Here is a 22657-nt window from a genome sequence, read left to right on the forward strand (position 1 = left end):
TCCAGGACGGTCCACGAGCGCAGCGTGTCCTTCACCGAGATGCCGAAGTAGCGCGACACGATCCAGAAGCCGCCGTCGTTGACGTGCGACGCGATGATCGAGCCCGCGCAGATGGCGGCCACGATCAGGGCCAGCTGCGGCTGGGAGTAGTGGACGTCGGTGAGGGTGGGGCCGATGATCGCGGCCGTGGCGGCGATCGCCGCGGTGGCCGAGCCCTGGGCTATGCGCAGCGCGCAGCTGATCACGTACGCCGCCACGATCACCGGCAGGCCCGCGTCGTGCAGGGTGGCCGCCACCACGTCGCCTATGCCGGTGGCCTTGAGGACCGCGCCGTAGAACGCGCCGGCGCCGACCACGAGCAGGATCATGCCGACCGGGCGCAGCGAGAGGGCGCCGATCTCCGCGATCTCCGTGCGGGTCATGCCGCGCCGGTAGCCGAGGAGCCAGAACGCCAGCAGGACGGCGATCGTCAGCGCGACGGCCGGCGTGCCGATGAACGTGGCGATGCCGATGGCGATCGAGCCCTCCGGCAGCCAGATGCTGCCGAACGTGCCGGCGAGGATCAGCACGAGCGGCACGACGATGATCGACAGCACGAGCGCGAGCGACGGCTCGTCCTCGGTCTCCTCCCGGGCCGCGGCCAGCATCTCCTCGGGCACGGGGAGGTCGATGCGCTTGGCGATCCAGCTCGAGAACAGTACGCCGCCGATGTACCAGGCGGGGATCGCGCAGACCGCGCCCATGAGGATCACCCAGCCGAGGTCGACGCCGATCAGCGCCGCCGCGGAGACTGGTCCGGGGTGCGGCGGCAGGAACGCGTGGGTGACCGACAGCCCGGCGAGCAGCGGCAGGCAGTACCGGAGAATCGACCCGCCGCCCTGCTTGGCCGCGACGTAGACAAGCGGCGCGAGCACGAAGATCCCGACGTCGAAGAACACGGGGATGCCGAAGATCAGCCCGGCGAGCCCCATCGCGAGCGGCGCCCGCCTCTCGCCCAGTGCGCGGAGCAGCCGGCGGGTGAGCACCTGCGCCCCGCCGGAGGCTTCGAGGATCGCGCCGAGCATGGTGCCGAGCCCGATGATGGCCGCGATGTGCCCGAGGATCCCGCCGAACCCGGTCTCCAGCAGGCTTTCCCCGGGCTTCTGCGGCGACCCGACGAGCGACTGCACCGGCAGTCCGGCGGCGAGCGCGGTGAGCAGCCCGATGATCAGCAACGCGATGAACGGCTCGACCCGGAACTTGATGATGAGCAGGAGCAGCAACGCGATCCCGACGGCCGCGAGCAGCAGCAGGCCGGACGTCTCGTGCTGCAACCAGTGAACGATCCCCGACATCCGGTTGCCTTTCGGTTGTGGTCAGCCCGCGACCGCGGCCACGAACTCCTTGGCCCGCCGGCCTATCTCGGCCAGCCGGGACTCCGCGGCCAGGGCAGGGCCGACGACGCCGCTGCCCGCGGTCACCGCCAGGGCGCCGCCGGCCAGGAACTCGGCGGCGTTGGCCGTGGTGATGCCGCCTGTCGCGACGAGGTGGGTGTGCGGGTACGGGCCGTGCAGGTCGGCGAAGTAGGCCGGGCCCAGGCGGGCCGCCGGGAAGACCTTCACGGCCGTCGCACCCAGGTCCATGGCGTTCGCCACCTCGGTGGGGGTCATCGCGCCCAGCACGACCGGCACGCCCTGCCGCCGCGCCTCCTCCGCCACCTCCGGGCGCAGGCCCGGGGTCAACAGGAAGCGGGCGCCGGCGGCGATCGCGTCCCGGGCGTCCTGCGCGGTCAGCACCGTACCCGCGCCCAGGATCAGACCCTCCACTGTGGACGCCGCCTCGATCAGCCCCGGCGCACCGGGCGTGGTCAGGGCGAACTCGACGATCGGCAGGCCCGCGTCGACGAGGGTCGCCGCCAGGTCGGCCGGGTCGGGAATGGCGGGCGCGCGGATGATGCACAGCGCCCGGCGGGCGGTCAGCTCGGCCAGCAGGTCCACGGTTCAGGCCTTCCGAGGATGGTTGCGGATGGAGTGCCCGGCCAGTGCGCCGGTATGCCGGCCGTCGTCGATCAGCGGGACGCCGTTGACCAGCACGTACGGGATCCCGGCCGGCGGCAGCCGGGGGTTGTCGAAGGTCGCCGTGTCGGCCACGGTGGCCGGGTCGAACAGGACCAGGTCGGCGGCATACCCGGCGCGGACCAGGCCGCGGTCGGTGAGCCGCAGCCGGCGCGCCGCCCGGCCGGTCAGGTGCGCGACGCACTCCTCCAGGCCCAGCACGCCCAGGTCACGCACGTAGTGGCCGAGGTAGCGCGGGAACGTGCCCCACGCCCGGGGATGCGGCCGGTCGCCCACGAGCAGGCCGTCGCTCCCGCCGGTGTGCGCGGGGTGCCGCATGATCGCCCGCACGTTGTCCTCGTCGCCGACGTGCATCAGGCAGGACGTGCCGAGCCGCTCGGCGACCAGCACGTCGAAGTACAGCTCGGCGGGCGGGCGGTCCGCGCGGCGGGCGGACTCGGCGACGCTGTGCCCGACCAGGTGCGCGTTGGCGGCCAGCCGCACGCCGTTGATCTCGATGCTCGCCCAGTCCACCGGCACGCCGTGGCAGCCGTCCGAGCCGCGCTCCTCCAGGTCCACCCGGATCCGTTCCCGGGTGTCCACATCGGACAACCGGGCTAGCGTGCGGTCGGGGCCGCCGTCGGTGGCCCAGCTCGGCAGCAGCGCCGACAGGTAGGTGGCGCCCGGCAGGTACGGGTACGTGTCGAGCGAGATGTCCGCGCCGGCCGCGAGCGCGTCGTCCAGCAACGCCAGCAGCTCGCCGGCGCGGCCGGTGTTCACCGGGAAGTTCATCGTCGCGTGCGCCAGGTGCAGCGGGCACCCGGACCGCCGGGACACCTCGACCATCTCCGCGTACGCCTCGAGCGCGCCGGCGCCGTAGCTGCGGTGGTGCGGGCTGTAGTACCCGCCGCCCGCGGCCACCACCTCGCACAACGCCACCAGCTCGCTGGTCGAGGCGTACATCCCCGGCGTGTACGTGAGCCCGGAGGACATGCCGAGCGCGCCCTCGGCGAGCCCCGTGGCGACCAGCGTGCGCATCCGGTCCAGCTCGGCCTCGGTCGCCGGCCGGTCGGACCAGCCCACCGCGAGCATCCGGATCGTCCCCTGCGGCAGCAGGTAGGCGGCGTTGCACGCGATCCCGCGGTCGAGCCGGTCGAGGTACTCGCCGACGCCGCGCCAGTCCCACGCGAACCCCGGCGGGTCGTCGTTCCACCCGGCGAGCTGCCCGCGCAGCGCCTCCAGCGTGGCGTCGTCGACCGGCGCGTAGGACAGGCCGTCCTGGCCGAGCACCTCCAGCGTCACCCCCTGCGACACCTTCGCCAGGTGGTCGGGCTCGGCCAGGATCTGCAGGTCGGAGTGGGCGTGCATGTCGATGAACCCGGGCGCGAGCACCAGCCCGGCCGCGTCCACGACCCGGTCGCCGCCGAGCCCGGACCCGATCTCCGCGATCCGGCCGTCCCGCACCCGCACGTCCGCGCGGTACCCCGCGGCACCGGTGCCGTCGACCACCGTCGCGTCGCGGAAGACGAGACCGGGCATCAGAAGTACGTGCGGATCAGGTCGACGACGGTCTCGCCGTCCGGCCCCACGACGGGGAGCAGCGGCCACTTGTCGAACGTCGTGCACGGGTGCGACAGGCCGAGGCCGACCCAGTCGCCGACCTCGACCGGCGTGTCGTAGTGGAGGAACGCGTGCTGGTCGTTGAGCGCGGTGACCGTGCCGGCGAGCGGCGTGGTCGACCCGCCGCGGCGCAGCAGCTGGGGGATCGGTAGGTCGATGTCGTAGGGCACGTCCCGCTTGCCCGCGGTGAGCAGCGCCAGCCCCGGCTCGGGGTGCGAGCTCACCTGCGCCCACGCCCGCAGCGCCGGGCGCAGCGGCGGGGCGCCCGCGATGCGCGGGTGCGCGCCCAGCGGGGAGATCCGGTCGTAGAAGCCCGAGTCGTGCGTGACGTACGCGCCGCTGCGCAGGACCGGCAGGACCGGCAGACCCTCGGGCCACGGCTCGCCGAGGACCTCGGCCACCTGGTCGAAGTACGCGCTGCCGCCGGCGGTGACGATCACCTGCTCGACGCCGTCGAGGTGCCCGCGCGCGGCGAGGTCGAGGGTGAGCGCGCGCAGCCCGGCGAGGTAGCCGTGCACCGCGGCCAGGGCCTGCGGGGTGGACTCGCTCGACACCGAGCCCTCGTAGCCGCCGACCCCGACCAGCCGCAGCGCCGGGCTCGCCACGACCGCCTCCGCGACCTCGATCGCCGCCGCCCGGTCGCGCACGCCGCTGCGCCCGTCCGGCAGGCCCACCTCGATCAGCACGTCGATCTGGCGGCCCGCCCCGCGCAGCGCCTCGGTCATCAGCCCGACCCCGCGCACGGAGTCGACCCAGCAGCAGAACGCGAACGACGGGTCGCGGTCGAGCTCGCCGGCGAGCCAGGCGAGCGCGGCCGGGTCGACGAGCTCGTTGGCGAGCATGACCGGGCTGACCCCGAACGCCCGGTAGACCCGCAGCTGGCTCGCGTTGGCCGTGGTCTGGCCCCACGCGCCGTGGTCGAACTGCCGCGCGAACAGCTGCGGGGCCATCGTGGTCTTGCCGTGCGGCGCGTGCGCGAACCCGTGGCCGGCGCACCAGCCGGCCATCGCGGCGAGGTTGTGCTCGAGTGCCTCGCCGTCCAGCACGACCACCGGCGGCAGGAAGCCGTCGCGGAACAGGTTCAGCCCCGCCTTGCCCGCGTCGGCGATGGACATTCCGGACGTCGCGGCCGGCATTCCCTTGAACCGCCAGTCGATCCGTTCCTCGAGGATCGCCGCGACGGCCTCGCGGTCGATACGCCCGGCCTGCACCATCGACTCAGCTCCCACCGCATGTCCCACCGCATGATGCCATTGCGTGATGTGCAACGACTATTGCGCTATGTGCCGCAGAGCTGTGTAGCATCCCCGTGCCCGGCCAGTCAACGCAGTCCGGAAGGGACGGTCGATCGTGGGAGCGGTGGACGTGCTGTGCCTGGGCGAGTCGATGGCGTTGTTCGTGCCGGCCGAGCCCGGACCGCCGGCCGAGGTGCGCACGTGGACCCGCACGGTCGGCGGCGCGGAGTCCAATGTGGCCTGTCAGCTCGCCGGCCTCGGGCTGCGCTCGGCGTGGGTCTCCGCGGTGGGCGACGACGCCTTCGGCCGCGCGGTGGTCTCGTTCGTGGCCGCGCACGGGGTGGACGTGTCCGCGGTGCTCGTCGACCCGGACCGGCCGACCGGCCTGTACATCAAGGAGTCCGACGCCGCGGGCAGTCCGGTGCGCTACTACCGGCGCGGCTCGGCGGCGTCCGCCCTGGGCCCGTCGCTGCTGGCGACGCTCCCGCTCGACGGCGTGCGGCTGGTGCACACCAGCGGGATCACTCCGGCCCTGTCGGACAGCTGCCTCGCGCTGATGCGCGCGCTGCTGGCCGCGCCCCGCGCGCACCAGCTGTCGTTCGACGTGAACTGGCGGCCGCGGCTGTGGGCGGACCGGGACCCGGCCGTGCTGCGGGAGCTGGCCGCGCTCGCCGACGTGGTGCTGGTGGGCGCGGACGAGGCGGAGACCATGTGGGGCGTCGGCGAGCCGGCCGCGATCCGCAAGCTGCTGCCGGAGCCGGCGACGCTGGTGGTCAAGCAGGCCGAGCGGGGCGCCACGCTGATCGAGCGGGACCCCGCCACCGGCACCGACCTGCCCGAGGTGTTCCAGCGGGCGCTGCGGGTCGACGTCGTGGAGCCGGTCGGCGCGGGTGACGCGTTCGCCGCCGGGTACCTCGCCGCCGCGCTCGCCGGCGCGGCCCCGGTCCGGCGGCTGCGGGCGGGCCACCTGCGGGCCGCGGGTGCGCTGCGCACCCACGACGACGTGGGCCCGCCGCTGCCCGCCGAGGTCGTGGCCCGCCTGCTGGACGCCGACGAGGCCGAGTGGGCGGCGGCGCACGTCTCATGAGCCAAAGTCTGGACCGGGCCTTGACGCTGCTGGACGAGCTGGCCGGCGGCCCCAAGAACCTCGACCAGCTGGCCGAGCGGGTCGGCGTGCACAAGTCGACCGTGCTGCGGCTGCTGCGCACGCTCGAGTCGCACCGGTTCGTGCAGCGCAGCGGCGTGCGGTACTACCGGCTGGGCACGTCGCTGTTCGAGCTGGCGTTCCGCGCGCTGGACGAGCGGGACGTGCGGCGCAGCGTCGAGCCGGCCGCGCGCGAGCTGAACCTGACCACCGGGCACACCGTGCACCTGGCGTCCTACGAGGACGGCGAGGTGATCTACATCGACAAGTACGAGAGCCGGCACAACGTCCGGATGTACTCCCGCATCGGCCGGCGCGCGCCCCTGCACTGCACGGCGGTCGCGAAGGTCCTGCTCGCCGCGCTGCCCGAGGACGAGCGGACCCGGGTGACCGCGTCGATCGACTACCCGAAGCTCACCGCGAACACGCTGACCAGCCAGCGCGCGCTGCTGGCCGAGCTGGCGCGGGTGGCCGAGCGCGGGTACGCCGTCGACAACGCCGAGCACGAGGAGCTCATCCACTGCGTCGCGGCGCCGGTGCGCGGGCCGCGGGGTGTGGTGATCGCCGCACTCTCGCTGTCGGTGCCGCAGGTGCTGGTGGATCTGGAAGGCTTGCTCAAGCTCGTGCCGGTGCTGCTGGCCGCGGCGGAGAAGGCGTCCGCCGAGTGTGGTTGGTCCGCGCCGGACGTGCCGAACGTGTCGAACACCCCTAGGGAGAACTGAGTTCCATGGCGAAGATCGCGATCCACCCCGACGGCGCTGCCACCCCGCCGCCCGTGCCGCTGTCGCACGGCATCCGCAAGGGCAACATCCTGCAGGTGGCGGGCCAGGTCGCGATGGACCCGGTGACGGGGCAGGTCGTCGGCGCCACGGTGGCCGAGCAGACCCGCCAGGTGCTGGCCAACGTCGAGGCCGTCCTGAAGGCCGGCGGCGCCACCTTCGACGACGTGGTGATGTTCCGCGTGTACCTCACCGACACGGCGCACTTCCCCGAGCTGAACGCGACCTACAGCGAGCTCGTCCCGAAGCCCTTCCCGGCCCGCACCACCGTCTACGTCGGCCTTCCCCCGGGCCTGCTCGTCGAGATCGACGCGCTGGCGGTCGTCGAGTAGCACTCGCGACCCACCGTGACCAGCGACTGACGAGGGCAGCGTCGCGGCGGCCGGGTTAGTACAGTTCCGGAAATGCCCGATGAAACCGCACTCGACCGGTTGAACCTCGCCGAGGCCGCGGAGGCCGAGCGGGAGCTGCTGGCCTGCTGCGCGTCGCGGCGGTGGGCCGACGAGCTGCTCGCCCGCAGGCCTTATCCCGATCTCGCGCGGTTACGGGGTGTTTCCGAGACCGTCATCGGCGAGTTGAGCTGGGACGACATCCTGCAGGCACTCGCCGCGCATCCGCGGATCGGGGAGCGCGCGGCCGGTGCCGGGCGTGAGGCCGCGTGGTCGCGGGCCGAGCAGGCGGGGGCCGGCGCGGCCACCATCGAGACGCAGGAGGATCTCGTCGTCGGGAACGTTGCCTACGAGGAGCGGTTCGGGTACGTCTTCCTGATCTGCGCGACAGGGTTGTCCGCCGAGGCGATGCTGTTCGCCCTGCGCGAGCGGCTCGGCAACGACCCCGACTCCGAACGGGAAGTGGTGCGCGTGGAGCTCAACAAGATCGTGGATCTGCGACTGGGGAAGGCGTTCGGATCGTGAGTGAGCTTGCGAGCGAACCAATGTCACAGGGTCACCGCGAGCGGCTCCACCGAGCCTGCGAGGGGGAGTCGTGAGTCTTTCCACTCATGTGTTGGACACGACGGTGGGCCGGCCGGCCTGCGACGTGCCCGTCCGGCTCGAGGCCCGCGGCGAGGGCGGCTGGCAGGTGATCGTCGACGGCTGCACCGACGTCGACGGCCGCATCGGTGGCTGGGGCATCGAGGCCGCCGGCGTCTACCGGCTCGTCTTCGGCACCGGCGACTACCTCGGGCCCGACGCGTTCTTCCCGGAGGTCGCCGTCGCGTTCCGGGTGGCCGACCCGGCCGTGCACCACCACGTTCCGCTGCTGCTCAGCCCGTTCGGCTACTCGACCTACCGGGGGAGCTGAACATGGACATCCGGCTGGGCGAGAACCAGTACGGCAAGGCCGAGACCCGCCTCGTCCGGGTGGACCGCGGCGCGGACCGGCACTCGATCACCGATCTCAACGTCAGCACCGCGCTCGCCGGCGACCTGGCCGCCACCCACCTCACCGGCGACAACAGCGGCGTCCTGCCCACCGACACGCAGAAGAACACCGTCTTCGCCTTCGCCCGCGACGGCGTCGGCGAGATCGAGGACTTCGGCCTGCGGCTGGCCCGCCACTTCGTCGACACCACGCCCACCATCGGCAAGGCCCGGGTGCGCGTCGAGCAGTACCGGTGGGAGCGCATCGAGGTCGGCGGCGCACCCGCGCACCACTCGTTCGCGCGGGCCGCCGGCACCCGGACGGCCACCGTCACCTACGACGGCGAGCAGGCCTGGGTCGTCTCCGGGATCGCCGACGTCACCGTGCTGAACACCACCGGCTCGGAGTTCCACGGCTTCCACCGCGACCGCTACACCACGCTGCCCGAGGCCGACGACCGGATCCTCGCCACCGCGGTCACCGCGCGCTGGCGCCACGCCGGCCACGCCGGAACGAGCGACTGGGCCGAGTCCTACCGGGAGGCGAGCCGGCACCTGCTCGAGGCGTTCGCCGACACCCACTCGCTGTCGCTCCAGCAGACCCTGCACGCCATGGGCGAGCGGGTGCTGCGCCACCGCGACGAGCTGGTCGAGGTCCGCCTCGCGCTGCCCAACAAGCACCACTTCCTCGTCGACCTCGGCCCGTTCGAGCTGGACAACCCCGGCGAGGTGTTCTTCGCCGCCGACCGGCCCTACGGCCTGATCGAGGGCACCGTCGTGCGCGACGGCGCGCCCGAGCCCGGCCTGGCGTGGTGGTAGCGGTGGACTTCCTGAGACCGGCCACGCTCGACGAGGCCCTCGCCATGAAGGCCGGGACACCCGGCGCGGTCCCGATCGCCGGCGGCACCGACATCATGGTCGAGCTCAACTTCGACAAGCGCCGCCCGCCGGCGCTGCTCGACCTCGGCGGCGTCGCCGAGCTGGCCGCGTGGACCGAGGAGAACGGGCACGTCCGGCTGGGTGCCACGGTGCCCTACACCCGCATCGTCACCGAGCTGGGCGACGTCCTGCCGGGGCTCGCGATGGCCTCGCGCACGGTCGGCTCGCCGCAGATCCGCAACCGCGGCACGGTCGGCGGCAACCTCGGCTCGGCCTCGCCCGCCGGCGACGCGCACCCGCCGCTGCTCGCCCAGGGCGCCACCGTCGAGGTCGCCTCGGTCACCGGCACCCGGACGGTCCCGGTCACCGAGTTCTTCCACGGCCCCAAGCGATCCGCGCTCGCCCCCGACGAGCTGATCACCGCGGTCACCGTGCCGAAGGCCACCGGGCCGCAGCAGTTCGCGAAGGTCGGCACCCGCAACGCCATGGTGATCGCGGTCTGCTCGTTCGGCCTGGCGCTGGACCTCGGGCGCCGCACGGTCGGCACCGGCATCGGCTCCGCCGGCCCCACGCCGCTGCGGGCCGAGGCCGCCGAGGACTACGCCGCCGAGGTCCTGCCGTGGGACGGCGGACCGCTGGCGGAGGACGTGCGCAGGGAGTTCGGCGAGCTCGTCGCGGCCGCCGCGCGCCCGATCGACGATGTGCGCGGCACCGCGGCCTACCGGCGGCACGCGCTGTCCGTGCTGGCCCGCCGCACGCTGGGCTGGGCCTGGCAGGAACGGGGAAGGTGGTCCTGATGCGGGTCAACGTGGAGATCAACGGCGAGCCGCGGACCGCGGACGACGTGTGGCCCGGCGAGAGCCTGCTGTACGTGCTGCGTGAGCGGCTCGGCCTGCCCGGCTCGAAGAACGCCTGCGAGCAGGGGGAGTGCGGCTCCTGCACGGTCTACCTCGACGGCACCCCGGTGTGCGCGTGCCTGGTCGCCGCGGGCCAGGCCGAGGGCCGGTCGGTGCGCACGGTCGAGGGCCTGGGCGCGGGCGAGGAGCTCGACCCGGTGCAGGAGGCGTTCGTCCGCACCGGCGCGGTGCAGTGCGGCTTCTGCACGCCGGGCCTCGTCGTCGCCGCGCACGACCTGGTGCACCGCGACCCGCACGCGAGCGACGCGGAGATCCGCGAGGCGCTCGCCGGGAACCTGTGCCGCTGCACCGGGTACGAGAAGATCCTGGACGCCGTGCGGCTCGCGGCGAGCCAGGTGGGCCAGGCGGGCCAGGCGGGGGAGCGGGCATGAGGATCGTCATCGACGGCGCCGCGGTCGCCACGGTCGACGCGGCCGGCACCGAGCACTCCTCCGGGCACGTCGTCGTGGCCGACGGGCTGATCGAGGCCGTCGGCGCCGGCCCCGCCCCGGACGGCCCGGTCGACCGGCGGGTCGACGGCACCGGCTGCCTCGTCACCCCCGGCCTGGTGAACACCCACCACCACCTCTACCAGTGGGCCACCCGGGGGCTCGCCCAGCAGGCCACGCTGTTCGAGTGGCTCACCGAGCTGTACCCGGTCTGGGCCGGCATCGACGACGAGATCACCCACAGCGCGGCGGTGGCCGGGCTGGTGCGGCTGGCGAAGACCGGCTGCACCACGGCCGCCGACCACCACTACGTCTACCCGCGCGGCGCGGGCGACCTGCTCGCGTCGGTCGTCGGCGCGGCCGGGCAGGTCGGCGTGCGGCTGCACGCGGTGCGCGGCTCGATGGACCGCGGCGAGTCCAACGGCGGCCTGCCGCCGGACTCCATCGTGGAGGACCTGGACGAGGCGCTGGCGGGGACCGCGGCGGCCATCGACCGCTACCACGACCCCGCGCCCGCGTCGTTCGTGCGGGTCGCGGTCGGCCCGTGCTCGCCGTTCTCGGTGAGCCCCGAGCTGATGTCCGGCGCCGCGGAGCTGGCCCGGGACAAGGGGGTCCGGCTGCACACCCACCTCGCGGAGACCGTCGACGAGGAGCGGCAGTGCCTCGACGAGTACGGCTGCACGCCGGTGGAGTACGCCGACCGCACCGGCTGGCTCGGCGACGACGTGTGGCTCGCGCACGGCATCCACCTGTCCGACGCCGCGGTGGCCCGGCTCGGCGCCACCGGCACCGGCGTCGCGCACTGCCCCACGTCCAACGCCCGGCTGGGTGCGGGCATCGCGCGGGTCGCCGACCTGATCGCCGCCGACGTGCCGGTGGGCCTCGGCGCCGACGGCGCGGCGTCCAATGAGGACGGTGGGCTCGGGGTGGAGCTGCGCCAGGCTACCCACCTCGCCCGGCTGCGGGGCGGCCCGGCGTCGCTGACGGCTCGGGACGCCCTGCGGCTGGCCACGATGGGCGGCGCGCGCTGCCTCGGCCGCCAGGACGAGCTGGGCTCGCTCGAGCCGGGCAAGCTCGCCGACCTCGCGGTGTGGCGGCTCGACGGCGTCGAGCACGCCGGCATCGCCGACCCCGTGGCCGCGCTGGTGTTCGGCGCGCTGCCGCGGCTCGCGCTGCTGCTGGCCGGTGGCCGGTCGGTGGTGGAGGACGGCGTCTGCCGCACGGTGTCCGAAGTGGACGCCGCGGCGGCGCTGCGCGCGGCGAGCGAGCGGCTGCTGGCGACGGTGTCGAGATGACGGCGTCGAAGAGCACGACCGAGACCCTCACCTCCACCACCGGCGTGGTGGGCGACAGCCCGGTGCGCCCGGACGGCAACCTCAAGGTCCGCGGCGAGTTCGCCTACTCCTCCGACCTGTGGCACGAGGACATGCTGTGGGGCGCGACCCTGCGTAGCCCGCACCCGCACGCCCGCATCCGCGGCATCGACCTCGGCGCCGCGCTCGCCGTGCCGGGCGTGTACGCGGTGCTCACCCACGAGGACGTGCCCGGCGAGAACCGTTACGGCCTCGAGCATCCCGACCAGCCGGTGCTCGCCGAGACCGTCGTGCGCTACCAGGGCGAGCCGGTCGCGATCGTCGCCGCCGACCACCCCGAGACCGCGCGCCGCGCCGCCGCCCGGGTCCGCGTCGACTACGAGGTGCTCGAGCCCGTCACCGATGCCGAGGCCGCGATGCGGGCCGACGCGCCGGTGCTGCACCCCACCCACCCGGACGGCAACGTGGTGCGGCACGCCAGGATCCGCTTCGGCGAGCCCGCGCCCACCGCCGACGTCGTGGTCACCGGCGAGTACACCGTCGGCATGCAGGACCAGGCCTTTCTCGGCCCCGAGTCCGGCCTGGCCGTCCCCGCCGAGGACGGCGGCGTCGACCTCTACATCGCCACCCAGTGGCTGCACGCCGACCAGCGCCAGGTCGCCGGCGCGCTCGGCCTGCCCACCGAGAAGGTGCGGCTGCACCTCGCCGGCGTCGGCGGCGCGTTCGGCGCCCGCGAGGACCTCTCGATGCAGGTGCACGCGTGCATGCTCGCGCTGCGCACCGGCAAGCCCGTGAAGATCGTCTACGGCCGGGAGGAGTCGTTCTTCGGCCACGTGCACCGCCACCCGGCGGTCCTGCGCTACGAGCACGGCGCGACCCGCGACGGCGACCTCGTCTACGTGCGGGCCGAGATCATCCTCGACGGCGGCGCGTACGCGTCGACCACCGCCGCGGTCACCGGCAACGCGGCCACCCTCGGCGCCGGGCCGTACCAGGTGCCCAACGTGCACGTCGACAGCTACGGCGTCTACACCAACAACCCGCCGTGCGGCGCGATGCGGGGCTTCGGCGCGGTGCAGGCCTGCTTCGCCTACGAGTCACAGCTGGACAAGCTCGCCGAGGCGCTCGGCATGGACCCGGTGGACCTGCGCATCCGCAACGTCGTCGAGCAGGGCTCGGTGATGCCGACCGGCCAGGTGGTCGACTCCGCCGCGCCGGTGGCCGAGCTGCTGGAGCTGGTGCGCGCCAAGCCGATGCCGGCCGAGCCGGCGGCGCCGCGCGACCTGCGCGAGCTGCCCGGCGGGGTGTCCAACACGACGCACGGCGAGGGTGTGGTGCGCGGGGTCGGCTACGGCGTCGGCATCAAGAACGTCGGCTTCTCCGAGGGTTTCGACGACTACTCGACCGCGCGGGTGCGGCTCGAGCTGATCGGCGGCGAGCCGGTCGTCATGGTGCACACCGCGGCCGCCGAGGTCGGCCAGGGCCTGGTCACGCTGCAGGCGCAGATCGCGCGCACCGAGCTGGGCGTGCAGCGGGTGGTCATCCAGCCGTCGGACACCAGCGTCGGCAGCGCGGGCTCCAGCTCGGCGTCCCGGCAGAGCTACGTCACCGGCGGCGCGGTCAAGGCGGCGTGCGAGGAGGTGCGCGACGCGGTCCTCGAGCTGGCGGCGCGGCGGCTCGGGGTGCGGGCCGAGGGCCTGACCGGCGGCAAGCTCGTCACGGCCGCGCACGAGGTGCTCGCCGACCTCGCCGAGGTGCTCGGCGAGGAGCCCGTCGAGCGCACCGTGGAGTGGCGGCACCGGGCCACCGAGGCGTTGGACCCGGTGACCGGCAAGGGTTTCGCGCACGTGCAGTACGCGTTCGCCGCGCACCGGGCGGTGGTCGACGTGGACGTCGAGCTCGGCCTCGTGCGGGTCGTGGAGCTGGCCTGCGCGCAGGACGTCGGCAAGGCGATGAACCCCGACGCGGTGGTCGGCCAGATCCAGGGCGGGTCCGCGCAGGGCCTCGGGCTCGCGGTGATGGAGGAGATCCAGGTCGTCGACGGGGTGGTGCGCAACCCGTCGTTCACCGACTACCTGATCCCCACCGTGCTGGACATGCCGCCGATGCCCATCGACGTGCTCGAACGCGCGGATCCCCATGCGCCGTACGGACTTCGCGGCGTCGGCGAGGCGCCGACGCTGTCGTCGACGCCGGCCATCGTCGCCGCGATCCGTGCTGCCACAGGGATCGCGCTCTCGCGGGTCCCCGTGCGCCCGGAACACATCGTTGATGTGTCCCAGAAAGACGGCCCGTAGTCATGATCACGAATGGCGACAATTACCGTCCGGCCAATAACTGAAAGTAGTTCACCCGTTTGGCTCACCCTGAACCACTTAGGGTGGGTCCGTCGCCCGCACGTGGTGCCCGTTTGGGCGCAGAGTGCGTTCGACGGTCGCTGGTAACGTCAACCAGCGGCTCACCGGAGAAGGACGACTCGGATGACTTGGCCAACGGATGGCTCCGGTGGATCGACCTGAGCTGGCCTCTGAGTGGGCGGAGGCGCTGGCCCAGGTCATCTACATCGCGCGGTCCAGGGACGAGATCGAGCGGGCGTTGTCGAGCGCGCTCGGCGACCTCGTCGTTGCCCTGCGCACGGAGCCGTTCACGGCCGAGCCGGCGGCAGCTGTCGCGGAACGACTGGTGGAGCTGGGCCTGACCAGCTCCGAGTGTGTCGAGAGTTCGGTCTACGTACTGGGCAAGGAAATGCCTCACTTACCAGAGCTGGACGGCATCGACAAGGCGGCCGACAAGCTCGTACACGTGTTCAGCGCCATGGCGCGCGGCTTCAGCGACGGCATGCGCCGGCGCCTGTTCGACGAGCAGGAAGGGTTGACGCTCGCGCTGATCCGGGCCAGGGAGAACGCCGAGCGCGCCCTGTCGGACAGCGAGGCGAAGTTCGAGGAGATCTTCTCGACGTCCTCGGTCGGCATGGCCATCAGCGATCTCGACGGCGGGCTGATCAGGACCAACCGCGCGCTGGCGGAGATCCTGGGGCACCGGCGGGGAAAGGTGATCGCGCACCGGCTGGAGGAGATCTTCCACCCGGACGACGCGGACTACCTGCGGCTGCGCTACCAGGTACTCCTGGAGGAGGACTCGCTGCCGTTCCGGGAGCGGCGAAGACTCCTGCGCGCGGACGGCGAGGAGGCGCTGGTCTTCCTGTCCGCGTCGGTGCTACGCGCACCGGACGGCACGGCGAGCTTCTACGTGACGTCTGCCGAGGACGTGTCGGACAAGCACTTCCTCGAGGGCCAGCTGCAGTTCCAGGCGACGCACGACGTGCTCACCGGGCTGGTGAACCGGCACCGGTTCGTCGGCCGGCTGGAGGAGACGCTGCGCGGTAAGAACAGGGTCGAGGACATCACGGTGTTCCATCTCGACCTGGACGGCTTCCGCGCGATCAACAACGGCATCGGCCGCGACGCGGGCGACCGGCTGCTGCAGACCGTGGCGACGCGGCTGCGCGAGGTCTTCGAGGGCGAGACGGCCACCATAGCCAGATTTGACGGCGACGAGTTCGGCGTGCTGCTGGAGAACTCGCCCACCACGCCCGCGCCCGCGTCGCTGGCGGTCCGGATCAACGACGAGCTCACCGAGCCGGTCTACATCGGCGATGAGGGCATAGCCACCACGGCGACCATCGCCGTGGCGCACCACCCCGCGCCGGACACCGCGCCCGCGGAGCTGCTGCGGGCCACCGACACCACCCTCCAGCGACTCAAGACCACCGGCCGCCGCCAGTGGAGCACGGTCGACACCGACCAGAACGAGCGCGACCGGTCACGCTTCGCGCTGGCCAGCTCGATGCCCGGGGCCTGGGAAAACGGTGAGATCGGCATCGAGTACCAGCCGCTGGTGTCGGTGCGGGACAAGACCATCGTGGCCGTGCAGGCGCTCCTGCGCTGGGACCACGCCGAGCAGGGCCGCCTGGACCACGAACGCTGCCTGGAGGTGCTCGCCGAGACCGGCCTCGCGCTGCCCATCGGCCGCTGGATGCTCAGCCGCGCGTGCGACCAGCTCCGCTCGTGGACCGACCGGTTCAACGGCGGCCTGCCGAAGCTCTACGTCGAGCTCACCGTGGAACTGGCCGGCGACCCGGACCTGGTGTCCGCGATCCAGGCGGTGCTCACTGATGCCAGTCTCTCCCCGGACCAGCTGCGCCTCGGCATGCCGGTCCAGGCGCTGTGTATGAACGACGGGCTCGCCGAGGACAACCTCGACGTGCTGCGGGATCTCGGCATAGGTGTGGTGCTGTACGAGTTCGGCACCACCCGAGGCGACCTGGCCTGCCTGGAGGACCTGCCGGTCCGCGCGGTGAAGATGTCCGGCCGGGTGGTGTCGCGGGTGGACCGCCAGGACGAGGAGAGCCTGTTCACGAGGTCGATCCGCCAGCTGATCCCCTTGGTACGAGAGTCCGGCACCTCAGTGATCGTGGGCGACATCGAGACCGAGGAACAGTACGAGTGGTGGCGCGAGGCGGGCGCGGACACGGTGCAGGGAAACTTCACGGGCCCAGCGGGCAACCCGCAGGACGCGGAGCACCTTTTCGTAGCGTGATGCGGGACGCGAGGCCCAGCGCAGGACGTGAGATCGTCGAAGGATGGAGATCCTCAGCAGCCGGATCCTGGTGCGCCCGACCGACCCAGCGACGTCGCTCACCTTCTACCGCGACACCCTAGGCCTGGCGATCCACCGGGAGTTCCCCGGCGGCACGGTCTTCTACCTGGGCGCCGGCCTACTGGAACTCTCCGGCCGAGGCACCGCGGGAGACCGGGCGAACCTGGCGCTCTGGCTCCAGGTACGAGACCTCGAGACCACGCAGCGCGACCTGCGGGAACGCGGCGTGACGATCGTGCGAGAGGCACGAGAAGAACCCTGGGGCCTGCGAGAAATGTGGATCGCGGACCCGGACGGTGTGCGGATCGTGCTGGTGGAGATCCCCGAGAACCACCCCATGCGCAAGGACCAACGCTAAGCGGCGGCCACCGAGCGCGGCGTCAGGGCTGCCTCACCGGCACCGGTGAGCCGCGCCGGCACGAGCTGGCCGACCACGCCCTTGGTGACAGGCTCGATCAGCCCGGCGTGCGCGAGCACGTGCGCGGTGTACTGGTCACAACACGGAACGTCGTCGATGAACAGATCCGGCTCGCTGCTGCAGCTGATCTGCGCCCGCCCGGCCACTACGGCGCGGAGCATCGAGATGGCTCGGTGGTTCAGACCTTCGGACACTGGCGCTGCTGCGCGGGCGATGGACATGGTGTTCCTCGTTGTACTGCTCGGAAATCCCCTGCGAGTCTGTTGTAGCACTCGGCACTGACACTTCGTTGGATGCTGACTGACCCCGTCGGGTTTCATCGAAATTCTTCACACGCTGTTACAGATACTGAGTGCCGGGGGAGAAGTTAGATACACCTGTTGCCCGGAGGGACCAACGCGTTGCGCCGAACGGCCTAGGCGAGGCCGAGATCCCCGAGAGGATCGCCGTGCAGGATTTGGTCCAGTGTCGACTCGTGCACGCTGGGTAGTCCCGTTGCGGTCGCGGCCAGCGCGCGGAGCCCGTCGGCCGCCTCCTTGGGTGTCCACATCGGATAGTCCGAGCCGAACAGCAGCTTGTCCACGATGTCCCACTCCTGCGCGCGGACCAGCGCGAGGTAGCCGTCCAGCGGCCGCGCCCAGGACGCCGACACGTCGGTGAACACCCGCCGGTTCTTCCGGCACGTCACGATGCTCTCCCGCTGCCACGGGTGCCCGAGGTGGGCGATGATCTGCACGAGGTCCGGATGCCGCCGCGCCACGTCGTCGACCAGCAGCGGGTTGGACAGCGACAGGTCGCCGGCGGGGCTGGGCGTGGCGCCCATGTGCCACAGCACCACGAGCCCGAGCCGGGTGGCCTCGGCGAAGAACGGGTCGTGCGCGGTGTCGCGCGGGTCGAAGCCGGCCAGCACCGGGTAGAGCTTGATCCCGCGCAGCCCGTTCGCGACGCCGTCGGCGAGCTGGTCGAGCACGTCGGGGTCGGACAGGTCCAGCGACATGAAGCCGACCGTCGGCGTGGCGGTCGCCGCGCAGAACCGCGCCACGAACTCGTTCGGCGTCCGCACGCCGGCCTTGGTGGCCCGCATGCCGAACACGAACGCCAGGCCGACGCCGCCGTCGCCCATCGCCTGGTCGAAGTCCGCCGGGGTGACGTCCACCCACTCCCGCTTGTAGACCGGCTTCCAGTGGGCGTCCCACTCCGGACCCCAGTGGGTGTGCTGCAGGCAGTGCGTGTGGACGTCGATCACGGGTGCTCCTAAGCCCTTCGGGTCGGTGACTCGCCCAGCGACTCGTACATCCGGCGCAGCACGGCGACCACGTCGTAGTCGGCGGCGAGTGCCTCGGCGGTCTCGTGCAGCCGCTCGAGGTAGTCCTTCTGCTTCTCCCGGCCGAACTCGCCGGCCGGCCCGGACACCGACAGCGCGGCGAGCATCTGGCCGCCCACGGTGACCGGCACCGCGACGCACTTGAGCCCGGTGCTGCCCTCGTTGTCGTCGATGCCGTGGCCGCGCCGGGCGGTGCGGCGGATCTCCTTGGACATCTCGTCGAGCGTGGTGATGGTGCGGTCGGTGCGGGCGGCGTAGGGCTCCGGCGGCAGGTGCGCGCTCAGCTCGGCCGGGTCGACACCGGCGAGCAGCATCTTGCCCAGCCCCGTGCAGTGCGCGCTGTCCCGCGCGCCGGGGCTGGTCTCGAAGCGCAGCGGCCGGTCCGGGGTGCGCACGCACACGTGCACGACCTCGGTGCCGTCCAGCAGCCCAAGGTTGGACGTCTGCTGGGTCTCCCTGCTGAGCGTGTCCAGATAGGTGCCGGCCGCGGCCGAGAGGTCCAAACTGGACACATAGGCGTCGGCGAGGGCCATCACCTTGTGCCCCAGCCGGTACGCGGGCCGCTCGTCCACCCGCACGACGAAGCGCATCTCGGTGAGCGCGGCGAGCAGCCGCACCAGCGTGCTCTTGGGCAGGCCGGTGTGCTCGTGCATCCCGGTGAGCGTGAGCGGTGGCGGCACCGACGCGAGCAGGTCGAGCAGCACGAGGCCGCGGGTCAGCGCGTGCGTGTGGTAGTTGGCGCTCTTGGGCCCGAGCTGGTCTTCGGTCCTGGTCGGGCGCGCGCCGCGTGCCTTTGTCGCCATCTCGATCCTCACTTCGTCGGGGCTCGTCGCACCACGTCGCCCGGTCGCGAACCGGTGTGGCTTCCGTTCTCCACCACCATTGTCCCGGCGACGAGCACGTGCTCCACGCCCGCTGGGAACAGCTGCGGATGAAGAAAGGTAGCGCGATCGGCAAGGCGTTCCATGTCCAACACGACAAGATCTGCCAGCTGTCCTGCCCGGACCTCGCCCCGATCGGTGAGCCCGACCCGCCGCGCGGGTGCCGAGGTCGCCTTGTGGACGGCCGTGGCCAGGGCGGTCCCGCTCGTCCGGGCGAGCACCCGGGGAAACGTGCCGTACGAGCGCGGATGCGGGAAACCGCGGCCGGTCGGGCCGTCCGGGTCGAGCGCGAGCCCGTCGGAGGCCACGACGGCCCGGTCGTGGTCCAGCACCGCACGCAGGTCCTCGGGGCTGCGCCCGCCCGCGGTCATGAAGACGCCGTTGCCGTGCGTGGCGACGAGGTCGAGCACGACGTCCACCGCCGGCCTGTCCGTGGCCAGGTCGGCGACGGTCCGGCCGAGCACCGCCGCGTCCGCGCCGCTGGCCACGGTGATCTCCGTCCACGGCACGGCGTTGTGTGCCCAGGCGGCCGCGATCCGTTGCCGCACAACGGGATCCGCGAGCCGTTCGGGAATCACCGACGGCCCGGCGTCGGTGACCCACTCCGGCAGCAGCTGGCTCAGCGGCGCGTTGCCGGCGAGGTAGGGGTAGATGTCCACGCCGATGTCCGTGCCGGTCTCCACACCTTCGGCGTCGAGCATGGCGAGCACTTCGGACACCCGGCCCCAGTTGCGCTCGCCGACCGAGCACAGGTGCGAGATCTGCGTGCGGCAGCCGGCCCGCCGGGCGATCAGCACCGCCTCGGTGGCCGACGCGAGCAGGTCGTCGCCGTAGTCGCGCAGGTGCCAGGCGAACACGCCGCCGTGCTCGGCGACGACCTCGCCGAGCGCGACCAGCTCGTCGGTGCGGGCGGTGCGCAGCGGCGGGTACATCAGCCCGGTGGACAGGCCCAGCGCGCCGTCGCGCAGCGCGCCGGCGAGGACGTCGGCCATCGCCGTGACCTCGGCCGGGCTCGCCGGGCGGTCGTCGAAGCCGAGCACCGCGGTCCGCACGGGGACGTGCCCGGCGAGCGTGCCGACGTGCAGGCTGGGCCGGGCCGCGGCGAGGGTGTCGAGGTACTCGGCGACGGTCCGCCAGGTGATCCCGACGGCCGGGTCCAGGTCGAGGTAGGCCACCGCCTGGCGCAGCGCCGCGGGGTCCACATCGGACCCGAGCGGGGCGACGCCGAGCCCGCAGTTGCCGACCACCTCCGTGGTGACACCTTGGCGGACCTTGCTGTGCGCCAACGGGTTCGACAGCAGCGCGAGGTCGGAGTGGGTGTGGATGTCGACGAACCCCGGGCACACCACGCGCCCGGACACGTCCAGCCGTGGGACGCCTGGCGCGATGCCCGGCGCGATGCCTGGTTCGACGACTCGTTCGATGACGGCCTCGACGCGGCGGCCCGCGATGAGCACGTCGGCGGCGCGGGGCGGCGCGCCGGTGCCGTCCACCAGCGTGCCGCCGCCGAGCACCAGGTCGGTCAAGGGCCGACCATCCGGTTGGTGAGCGTGCCGAGCCCGGCGACGGTCACCGACATCTCGTCGCCGGCCTTCAGGTACTCGCCGGTGGCCGCGCCGACGCCGGACGGGGTGCCGGTGAGCAACACGTCGCCCGGCTCGAGGGTCATCAGCGTGGACGCGAACGAGACCAGCTCGGCGCAGCTGAAGATCATGTCCTTGGTGCTGCCGTGCTGCTTGCGCTGCCCGTTGACGTCGAGGGTCAGCTCCAGCGCCTGCGGGTCGGGGACCTCGTCGGCGGTCACGAGGTACGGGCCGAGCGGGGCGAACCCGTCGAGCCACTTGCCGGCGAGCCAGTCGAAGAACCAGACGGCCTTGTCGCCGGTGTCGCGCTCGTAGCCGAAGTCCATGCTGCGCGCGGAGACGTCGTTCGAGGTGAGGTAGCCGACGACGATGTCGAGCGCCGCCTCGACCGGCACGTCGCGGGCCGTGGCGCCGATGACCACGCCCAGTTCGGCCTCCCAGTCGACCTCCTTGCTGACCGTGGGCAGCGGGATGTCCGCGCCGGGGCCGACGATCGACGTGGACGGCTTGAGGAACAGGCGGGGGGACAGCCGCGACCGGTCCAGCGGCGGGGCGCCGCTCTCGGTGACGTGGTCCTGGTAGTTCGCGGCGGCGGCGAGGAGCTTGCCCGGCCGCAGCAGCGGGGCGAGGAGCTCCACGTCGGCCACCGGCAGCGCCGGGTCGGTGGCGCGGAGCGTGCCCTTGCGGTGCAGGGGCTCCAGCAGCGGGCCGAGGTCGCCGGTGCCGAGCGGCTGCACGACCGTCTCGTCCTCGAGCAGGTAGCCGTGCTGGACCGCGCCGTCGTGGCGGTAGGTCACCAGCTTCATCCGAGTAGTCCTCCGTCGATCGGGACCGGCACACCCTGCGCGAGGGACTGGCCGGCCGCCGCGAGCACGCGCGCGGTGCGCAGGGCCTCCTCGATGCCGACGACCGTGGGGCGGCCGGTGGTGACCGCCGCGTGCAGCTCGTCGAGCAGCCCGTCGACCGTGTCGATCGTGAGCCAGTGCCGGTCGACGCCGGCGGCGGTGGTGACGGTGGCGGCGGGCTTGGTGGCGTCGAGGAGGAGGACGCCGTGCGAGCCGCTGACCCGGTAGTGGTGCCGGGCGAGGCCGCCGGGCCGGACGTCGGCCCGCGGGGTGGTGCGCCCGACGACGATGGTGCTGGTGAGCCCGTGCTCGTGGTCGAGGGCCAGCAGGCTCAGCTCCCCGTCGCCGGCGCTGAGCGCGTGGACCCGCCGCACCGGGAGCCCCGTCAGCGCGGCGACGACGTCGACCGGGTAGCCGCCGAAGTTCAGCAGCTCCTCGCCGGGGCACGGGTTGCCGCCGGCGACCACGAAGTCGGCTTGGACGTTCCAGGGCAGCCCGACCCGCCCGCCGCGCAGCGCGGCCGCGGCGGCGGTGATCATCGGATGGAACCGGTGGTGGTGCGCGACGACGACCGTGGTGCCGGCCCGCCGCGCGGCCTCGGCGACGCGCTCGGCCTCGGCCAGGGTCGGGGTGAGCGGCTTGTCGGCCAGCACGTGCCGGCCGCGGCCGAGAACGGTGGTGAGCACGTCGGCGCGCTGGGCGGCGGGCGCGGCGACGGAGACCACCGGAGCGTCCACAGTGTCCAGTGCGATGGTGAGATCGTCGTGGTAGGGAAGGGAAAGCCGCCGCGCGGCCGCCTGGGCGCGCTCGGCGTCGGCGGGCCCGGTGGCGGCCACGGCGACGACCCGGAAGCCGGGGTGCGCGGTGAGGGCGGGCAGGTACATGGCGCTCTGGTGGTCCTGCGAGCCGAGCCCACCGAACCCGGCGAGCAGCACGTCGAGCACGCTCACTGTGTTGAACTGTTCGCTTCGCTCCTGCGCTACTCGCCGTCTTCCCTCCTCCCGTGCTCGGCGCTGGCGCGCCTGCGCGCGCTCGTCAGTCCAGACGGCGAACGCTCCGTCGCTCCCGCTCACTGTGTTGGATGGTTCGCTTCGCTCCTGCGCTACTCGCCGTCTTCCCTCCTCACGTGCTCGGCGCTGACGCGCCTGCGCGCGCTCGTCAGTCCAGACGGCGAACGCTCCGTCACTCTCGCTCACTGACACGAAAACAGCCCCAAGTACGCCCGGTACGAGGCCGTT

General features: G+C 72.8%; 22 protein-coding genes. 12 read left to right on the top strand and 10 right to left on the bottom strand.

The annotated features are described in order from the left end of the window. The 4 genes from VGD70_RS13710 to VGD70_RS13725 all read right to left on the bottom strand — a co-directional run. Nucleotides 1-1325: gluconate:H+ symporter (locus VGD70_RS13710; RefSeq protein ID WP_331081760.1), on the bottom strand; the 1325-nt coding region annotated here is incomplete at its 3' end. Nucleotides 1326-1355: 30 nt separating this feature from the next. Then, nucleotides 1356-1976: a bifunctional 4-hydroxy-2-oxoglutarate aldolase/2-dehydro-3-deoxy-phosphogluconate aldolase gene (locus VGD70_RS13715; RefSeq protein WP_331081723.1), complete on the bottom strand. Its 621-nt coding sequence runs from the start codon at nt 1974-1976 to the stop codon at nt 1356-1358. Nucleotides 1977-1979: 3 nt separating this feature from the next. Then, nucleotides 1980-3572, bottom strand: coding sequence for a D-aminoacylase (locus VGD70_RS13720; RefSeq protein ID WP_331081725.1), 1593 nt, complete (start codon nt 3570-3572; stop codon nt 1980-1982). Further along, on the bottom strand, nt 3572-4867 hold the full coding sequence (locus VGD70_RS13725; RefSeq protein WP_331081762.1) for an amino acid deaminase: 1296 nt from the start codon (nt 4865-4867) through the stop codon (nt 3572-3574). The genes VGD70_RS13720 and VGD70_RS13725 overlap by 1 nt, the downstream gene beginning before the upstream one ends. 172 nt (nt 4868-5039) lie before the next feature. On the opposite strand from VGD70_RS13725, the gene VGD70_RS13730 reads away from it, so the two are divergent. The 12 genes from VGD70_RS13730 to VGD70_RS13785 all read left to right on the top strand — a co-directional run bounded on the left by VGD70_RS13730 (nt 5040) and on the right by VGD70_RS13785 (nt 16726). Then, nucleotides 5040-5975 (top strand): sugar kinase, encoded by a 936-nt coding sequence (locus VGD70_RS13730; RefSeq protein ID WP_331081763.1) that lies wholly within the window; start codon nt 5040-5042, stop codon nt 5973-5975. Further along, complete coding sequence (locus VGD70_RS13735) at nt 5972-6754, top strand: IclR family transcriptional regulator (protein WP_331081726.1); 783 nt, start codon at nt 5972-5974, stop codon at nt 6752-6754. Before VGD70_RS13730 ends, VGD70_RS13735 begins: the two co-directional genes overlap by 4 nt. A gap of 5 nt (nt 6755-6759) precedes the next feature. Then, nucleotides 6760-7143, top strand: a complete 384-nt coding sequence (locus VGD70_RS13740; protein ID WP_331081728.1) for a RidA family protein — start codon at nt 6760-6762, stop codon at nt 7141-7143. Nucleotides 7144-7215: 72 nt separating this feature from the next. Further along, nucleotides 7216-7725 carry a 2-oxo-4-hydroxy-4-carboxy-5-ureidoimidazoline decarboxylase gene (gene uraD / locus VGD70_RS13745; protein WP_331081730.1) on the top strand — a complete coding sequence of 170 codons (510 nt, stop codon included), beginning with the start codon at nt 7216-7218 and terminating at the stop codon, nt 7723-7725. Between the two features lie 70 nt (nt 7726-7795). Further along, nucleotides 7796-8113, top strand: coding sequence for a hydroxyisourate hydrolase (gene uraH, locus VGD70_RS13750; RefSeq protein WP_331081732.1), 318 nt, complete (start codon nt 7796-7798; stop codon nt 8111-8113). Between the two features lie 2 nt (nt 8114-8115). Further along, nucleotides 8116-8991 carry a factor-independent urate hydroxylase gene (gene pucL / locus VGD70_RS13755; RefSeq protein ID WP_331081734.1) on the top strand — a complete coding sequence of 292 codons (876 nt, stop codon included), beginning with the start codon at nt 8116-8118 and terminating at the stop codon, nt 8989-8991. Nucleotides 8992-8993: 2 nt separating this feature from the next. Continuing rightward, nucleotides 8994-9848, top strand: a complete 855-nt coding sequence (locus tag VGD70_RS13760) for an FAD binding domain-containing protein (RefSeq protein ID WP_331081736.1) — start codon at nt 8994-8996, stop codon at nt 9846-9848. After that, nucleotides 9848-10339, top strand: a complete 492-nt coding sequence (locus tag VGD70_RS13765) for a (2Fe-2S)-binding protein (RefSeq protein WP_331081738.1) — start codon at nt 9848-9850, stop codon at nt 10337-10339. The genes VGD70_RS13760 and VGD70_RS13765 overlap by 1 nt, the downstream gene beginning before the upstream one ends. Beyond that, nucleotides 10336-11691: an 8-oxoguanine deaminase gene (locus tag VGD70_RS13770; RefSeq protein WP_331081740.1), complete on the top strand. Its 1356-nt coding sequence runs from the start codon at nt 10336-10338 to the stop codon at nt 11689-11691. The genes VGD70_RS13765 and VGD70_RS13770 overlap by 4 nt, the downstream gene beginning before the upstream one ends. Then, nucleotides 11688-14006 (top strand): xanthine dehydrogenase subunit D, encoded by a 2319-nt coding sequence (gene pucD / locus VGD70_RS13775; RefSeq protein WP_331081742.1) that lies wholly within the window; start codon nt 11688-11690, stop codon nt 14004-14006. Before VGD70_RS13770 ends, pucD begins: the two co-directional genes overlap by 4 nt. A gap of 208 nt (nt 14007-14214) precedes the next feature. Then, the gene (locus VGD70_RS13780) at nt 14215-16308 is read left to right on the top strand and encodes a putative bifunctional diguanylate cyclase/phosphodiesterase (protein ID WP_331081744.1); all 2094 of its coding nucleotides are present in this window, start codon (nt 14215-14217) and stop codon (nt 16306-16308) included. Between the two features lie 43 nt (nt 16309-16351). Then, the gene (locus VGD70_RS13785) at nt 16352-16726 is read left to right on the top strand and encodes a VOC family protein (protein WP_331081746.1); all 375 of its coding nucleotides are present in this window, start codon (nt 16352-16354) and stop codon (nt 16724-16726) included. On the opposite strand, the gene VGD70_RS13790 is transcribed toward VGD70_RS13785, so the two are convergent. The 6 genes from VGD70_RS13790 to VGD70_RS13815 form a co-directional block, all read right to left on the bottom strand. Beyond that, complete coding sequence (locus VGD70_RS13790) at nt 16723-17007, bottom strand: hypothetical protein (protein ID WP_331081748.1); 285 nt, start codon at nt 17005-17007, stop codon at nt 16723-16725. The two genes, VGD70_RS13785 and VGD70_RS13790, sit on opposite strands and share 4 nt — an antisense overlap. Nucleotides 17008-17201: 194 nt before the next feature. After that, entirely contained in the window at nt 17202-18032 is an 831-nt protein-coding gene (locus VGD70_RS13795; RefSeq protein ID WP_331081750.1) for an amidohydrolase family protein, read from the bottom strand. An 8-nt stretch (nt 18033-18040) separates the two neighbouring features. Next, on the bottom strand, nt 18041-18913 hold the full coding sequence (locus VGD70_RS13800) for an IclR family transcriptional regulator (RefSeq protein ID WP_331081752.1): 873 nt from the start codon (nt 18911-18913) through the stop codon (nt 18041-18043). An 8-nt stretch (nt 18914-18921) separates the two neighbouring features. After that, on the bottom strand, nt 18922-20517 hold the full coding sequence (locus tag VGD70_RS13805) for a D-aminoacylase (RefSeq protein ID WP_331081754.1): 1596 nt from the start codon (nt 20515-20517) through the stop codon (nt 18922-18924). After that, nucleotides 20514-21380: a fumarylacetoacetate hydrolase family protein gene (locus VGD70_RS13810; protein WP_331081756.1), complete on the bottom strand. Its 867-nt coding sequence runs from the start codon at nt 21378-21380 to the stop codon at nt 20514-20516. The genes VGD70_RS13805 and VGD70_RS13810 overlap by 4 nt, the downstream gene beginning before the upstream one ends. Further along, the gene (locus VGD70_RS13815) at nt 21377-22369 is read right to left on the bottom strand and encodes a Gfo/Idh/MocA family protein (RefSeq protein WP_331081758.1); all 993 of its coding nucleotides are present in this window, start codon (nt 22367-22369) and stop codon (nt 21377-21379) included. Before VGD70_RS13815 ends, VGD70_RS13810 begins: the two co-directional genes overlap by 4 nt. Nucleotides 22370-22657 lie beyond the last annotated feature (288 nt).

Origin of the sequence: Actinophytocola sp., assembly GCF_036402745.1 — a bacterium.
Classification (GTDB): Bacteria; Actinomycetota; Actinomycetes; order Mycobacteriales; family Pseudonocardiaceae; genus Actinophytocola.

Coding starts and splice junctions, on each gene's coding strand:
- VGD70_RS13720 (WP_331081725.1), bottom strand. CDS start 3,572: ATGCCCGGTCTCGTCTTCCGCGACGCGACGGTGGTCGACGGCACCGGT.
- VGD70_RS13725 (WP_331081762.1), bottom strand. CDS start 4,867: ATGGTGCAGGCCGGGCGTATCGACCGCGAGGCCGTCGCGGCGATCCTC.
- VGD70_RS13730 (WP_331081763.1), top strand. CDS start 5,040: ATGGCGTTGTTCGTGCCGGCCGAGCCCGGACCGCCGGCCGAGGTGCGC.
- VGD70_RS13735 (WP_331081726.1), top strand. CDS start 5,972: ATGAGCCAAAGTCTGGACCGGGCCTTGACGCTGCTGGACGAGCTGGCC.
- VGD70_RS13740 (WP_331081728.1), top strand. CDS start 6,760: ATGGCGAAGATCGCGATCCACCCCGACGGCGCTGCCACCCCGCCGCCC.
- uraD (WP_331081730.1), top strand. CDS start 7,216: ATGCCCGATGAAACCGCACTCGACCGGTTGAACCTCGCCGAGGCCGCG.
- pucL (WP_331081734.1), top strand. CDS start 8,116: ATGGACATCCGGCTGGGCGAGAACCAGTACGGCAAGGCCGAGACCCGC.
- VGD70_RS13765 (WP_331081738.1), top strand. CDS start 9,848: ATGCGGGTCAACGTGGAGATCAACGGCGAGCCGCGGACCGCGGACGAC.
- VGD70_RS13770 (WP_331081740.1), top strand. CDS start 10,336: ATGAGGATCGTCATCGACGGCGCCGCGGTCGCCACGGTCGACGCGGCC.
- pucD (WP_331081742.1), top strand. CDS start 11,688: ATGACGGCGTCGAAGAGCACGACCGAGACCCTCACCTCCACCACCGGC.
- VGD70_RS13785 (WP_331081746.1), top strand. CDS start 16,352: ATGGAGATCCTCAGCAGCCGGATCCTGGTGCGCCCGACCGACCCAGCG.
- VGD70_RS13790 (WP_331081748.1), bottom strand. CDS start 17,007: ATGTCCATCGCCCGCGCAGCAGCGCCAGTGTCCGAAGGTCTGAACCAC.
- VGD70_RS13800 (WP_331081752.1), bottom strand. CDS start 18,913: ATGGCGACAAAGGCACGCGGCGCGCGCCCGACCAGGACCGAAGACCAG.
- VGD70_RS13810 (WP_331081756.1), bottom strand. CDS start 21,380: ATGAAGCTGGTGACCTACCGCCACGACGGCGCGGTCCAGCACGGCTAC.